The organism is Lonsdalea britannica, assembly GCF_946477055.1.
Classification (GTDB): Bacteria; Pseudomonadota; Gammaproteobacteria; order Enterobacterales; family Enterobacteriaceae; genus Lonsdalea; species Lonsdalea britannica_A.
Genome location: NZ_CAMKXG010000320.1, coordinates 1 through 3,381 on the forward strand (window position 1 = coordinate 1; position 3,381 = coordinate 3,381).

The following is a 3,381-nucleotide window of genomic DNA, read 5'->3' on the forward strand; positions in this document are numbered from 1 at the left end:
TGGAGCGGGCGAAGGGAATCGAACCCTCGTATAGAGCTTGGGAAGCTCTCGTTCTACCATTGAACTACGCCCGCACGGAGAAGTGCCCGCATTATAGCGCTATCTGTTTGCCGGGCAAGATAAAAACCCGTCAAACTGACTGCGTTTTAAGCAATTAAATGCGCTGAAAAAAGAATCTGAGGTACGAGTGGTCCTGCGGTAGGCCGCTGGCGACCATCGTGCCACGGCGCGCCCCGTGGTTCTTTCTCTTCCTCGACGCGATACCACAGGCATCCGGCCAAATCCGTTGCCCATGCTGAGAAACTCACCGCGCCCACGATAGCGGTGAACGACGCTACCGGGTCCAGAAAAGAAAAACCCCACGCAGAGCGTGGGGCTAAGACGTTCATCTCCGCACGGTATTCATCACACCGTGCGGAGAACGGACAGCCTCATACAATCAGGCCGTCATCGTCATTACTTCTGCGGGCGCATGGCCGGGAACAGAATGACGTCGCGGATGGTGTGGCTGTTGGTAAACAGCATCACCATGCGGTCAATACCGATGCCCAGACCTGCCGTCGGCGGCATGCCATGTTCCAACGCAGTGACGTAGTCTTCGTCGTAGAACATCGCTTCATCGTCGCCAGCATCTTTGGCGCTGACCTGCTGAGAGAAACGTTCCGCCTGATCTTCGGCGTCGTTCAGCTCGGAGAAGCCATTACCGATCTCACGGCCGCCAATGAAGAACTCAAAGCGGTCGGTGATTTCCGGATTTTCGTCATTACGGCGCGCCAGCGGTGATACTTCCGCCGGATATTCGGTAATGAAGGTCGGCTGGATCAGGCTGCTTTCCGCCGTCTCTTCGAAGATCTCGGTCACGATGCGGCCCAGACCCCAGCTTTTCTCGATCTTGATGCCCAGAGACTGTGCAATCGCCGTCGCTTTTTCCAGATCGTCCAAATCCGCCACGTTGGTTTCCGGGCGGTATTTGCAGATCGCTTCACGCATCGTCAGCTTCTCAAACGGCTTGCCGAAGTCGAAGGTCTGATCGCCATATTCCACCGTGGTGGTGCCCAGCACGTCCTGAGTCAGGGTGCGGAACAACGTTTCCGTCAACACAATCAGGTCTTTATAGTCGGCATACGCCATATAAAGTTCCATCATGGTGAATTCAGGGTTGTGACGCGGCGAAATACCTTCGTTACGGAAGTTACGGTTGATTTCGAATACGCGTTCGAACCCGCCGACCACCAGACGTTTCAGGTACAGCTCAGGCGCGATACGCAGGTACATATCGATATCCAGCGCGTTGTGATGCGTGATAAACGGACGCGCGGAGGCACCGCCCGGGATCACCTGCATCATCGGCGTTTCCACTTCCATGAAGCCTTTTTCGACCATGAAGCGGCGGATAGACGCCATCACCTGAGAGCGAATGCGGAACGTGTTGCGGGATTCGTCGTTGGCGATCAGGTCCAGATAACGCTGACGGTAACGCGTTTCCTGATCGGCCAGACCATGGAATTTATCCGGCAGCGGACGCAGGGCTTTGGTCAACAGGCGCAGTTCGGTACAGTGAATGGACAGCTCGCCGGTCTTGGTTTTGAACAGTTTACCGCGCGCGCCCAGGATATCGCCCAGATCCCACTTTTTGAATTGCGTGTTATAGATGCCTTCCGGCAGATCGTCGCGCGAAACATACAGCTGAATGCGTCCGCCCATGTCCTGCAACGTCACAAAAGAGGCTTTCCCCATGATGCGGCGGGTCATCATACGGCCAGCGACAGTCACTTCCAGACCCAGCGGCTCCAGCTCTTCGTTATCTTTATCATCGTAGCTGGCATGCAGCCGATCGGACGTCGTATCGCGACGGAAATCGTTCGGGAAGGCCACGCCGGTTTCACGCAGAGCGGACAGCTTTTCGCGACGCGCTTTGAGTTCGTTATTAAGATCCTGCGCCTGTTCGGCACCCTGAGATTGTGGTTCAGACATGTGGATTCCTTATAGCCCCGCTTTTAAACTTGCTTCAATAAATTTGTCCAGATCGCCGTCCAGCACCGCCTGGGTGTTGCGTGTTTCCACCCCGGTACGCAGGTCTTTAATGCGGGAGTCATCCAGCACATAAGAGCGAATCTGGCTTCCCCAGCCAATGTCGGACTTGTTGTCTTCCAGCGCCTGTTTTTCAGCATTTTTCTTTTGCATCTCAAACTCGTACAGCTTCGCTTTCAGCTGTTTCATCGCCTGATCTTTGTTTTTATGCTGAGAACGGTCGTTCTGACACTGGGTCACAATGTTGGTCGGTATATGGGTAATACGCACCGCGGACTCGGTCCGGTTAACGTGCTGACCACCAGCGCCGGAGGCGCGATAGACGTCGATACGCAGGTCGGCCGGGTTGATTTCGATATCGATATCGTCATCCACTTCGGGATAAACGAAGGCCGAGCTGAAGGACGTGTGACGACGGCCGCCGGAGTCGAACGGACTCTTGCGCACCAGACGATGCACGCCGGTTTCCGTCCGCAGCCAACCGAAGGCGTAATCACCGATGATTTTAAGGGTCGCGGACTTGATCCCGGCCACTTCACCATCGGACTCTTCGATGATTTCGGTTTTGAAGCCCTTGGCTTCCGCCCAGCGCAGGTACATACGCACCAGCATGCTGGCCCAATCCTGTGCTTCCGTACCGCCGGAACCCGCCTGAATATCGAGATAGCAGTCCGCGCTGTCGTACTCGCCGGAGAACATGCGGCGGAATTCGAGTTGGCCGAGTTTATTTTCCAGTCCGTCGAGTTCAGCGCAGGTTTCGTTAAAGGTGTCTTCGTCGTCTTCTTCCACCGCCAGCTCCAGCAGACCGGAGACATCTTCCAGCCCCTGCGTCATTTGGTCGATGGTGTCGACGATCGCTTCCAGAGAGGAGCGTTCTTTACCCAGCGCCTGAGCGCGTTCAGGTTCGTTCCAAACGTCCGGCTGTTCCAGCTCGGCGTTTACTTCTTCGAGGCGTTCTTTCTTGGCATCGTAGTCAAAGATACCCCCTCAGAACCACTGTCCGCTCAGACAGGTCCTGAATTCGGTTTTTTACCGGATTAATTTCAAACATGATGTTTAAGATCTTTTGTTGGTCAAAGGGACGACGTGTATTCAAACGGCGAATTGTAACGGATCCACGTCGGGGTTTATAGCGATCCGTTCAGTTTTTAACAGCAGACGCGCACGACGAAAAGGTGTCGCCGCGCCCGCTCGATTCAGAAGAAAGTCGCGCTACAGCGGCCACAAATGTTCGATCAACAGCTGCACCGAACGCTTGCCGCGATACTCGTTCACGTCCAGCTTATACGCCAGTTCCACCTGTCGGACGCTGCTGTCCGGCCACTGCGTGGTATCGACGTTGAACGCGAT

Annotated in this window: 3 protein-coding genes and 1 tRNA gene; all 4 read right to left on the minus strand. The window is 55.2% G+C overall.

The window, feature by feature from the left end; all coding sequences use genetic code 11:
* Positions 1 to 74 (minus strand) — tRNA-Gly (locus Q7O77_RS15940).
* Positions 75 to 456: 382 nt separating this feature from the next.
* On the minus strand, positions 457 to 1,974 hold the full coding sequence (lysS, locus tag Q7O77_RS15945) for a lysine--tRNA ligase (RefSeq protein ID WP_085652686.1): 1,518 nt from the start codon (positions 1,972 to 1,974) through the stop codon (positions 457 to 459).
* 9 nt (positions 1,975 to 1,983) lie between these two features.
* Positions 1,984 to 3,082 (minus strand): peptide chain release factor 2 gene (gene prfB / locus Q7O77_RS15950; RefSeq protein WP_099045401.1). Its coding sequence is split into 2 segments (ribosomal slippage): positions 1,984 to 3,006 and positions 3,008 to 3,082, totalling 1,098 coding nucleotides; the frame shifts between segments, so codons are not numbered across the junction.
* Between the two features lie 161 nt (positions 3,083 to 3,243).
* Positions 3,244 to 3,381: hypothetical protein (locus Q7O77_RS15955; protein ID WP_304169612.1), on the minus strand; the 138-nt coding region annotated here is incomplete at its 5' end.

Excerpts from the sequence above, each read along its gene's own strand:
- lysS (WP_085652686.1), bottom strand. The coding sequence starts at position 1,974 with ATGTCTGAACCACAATCTCAGGGTGCCGAACAGGCGCAGGATCTTAAT.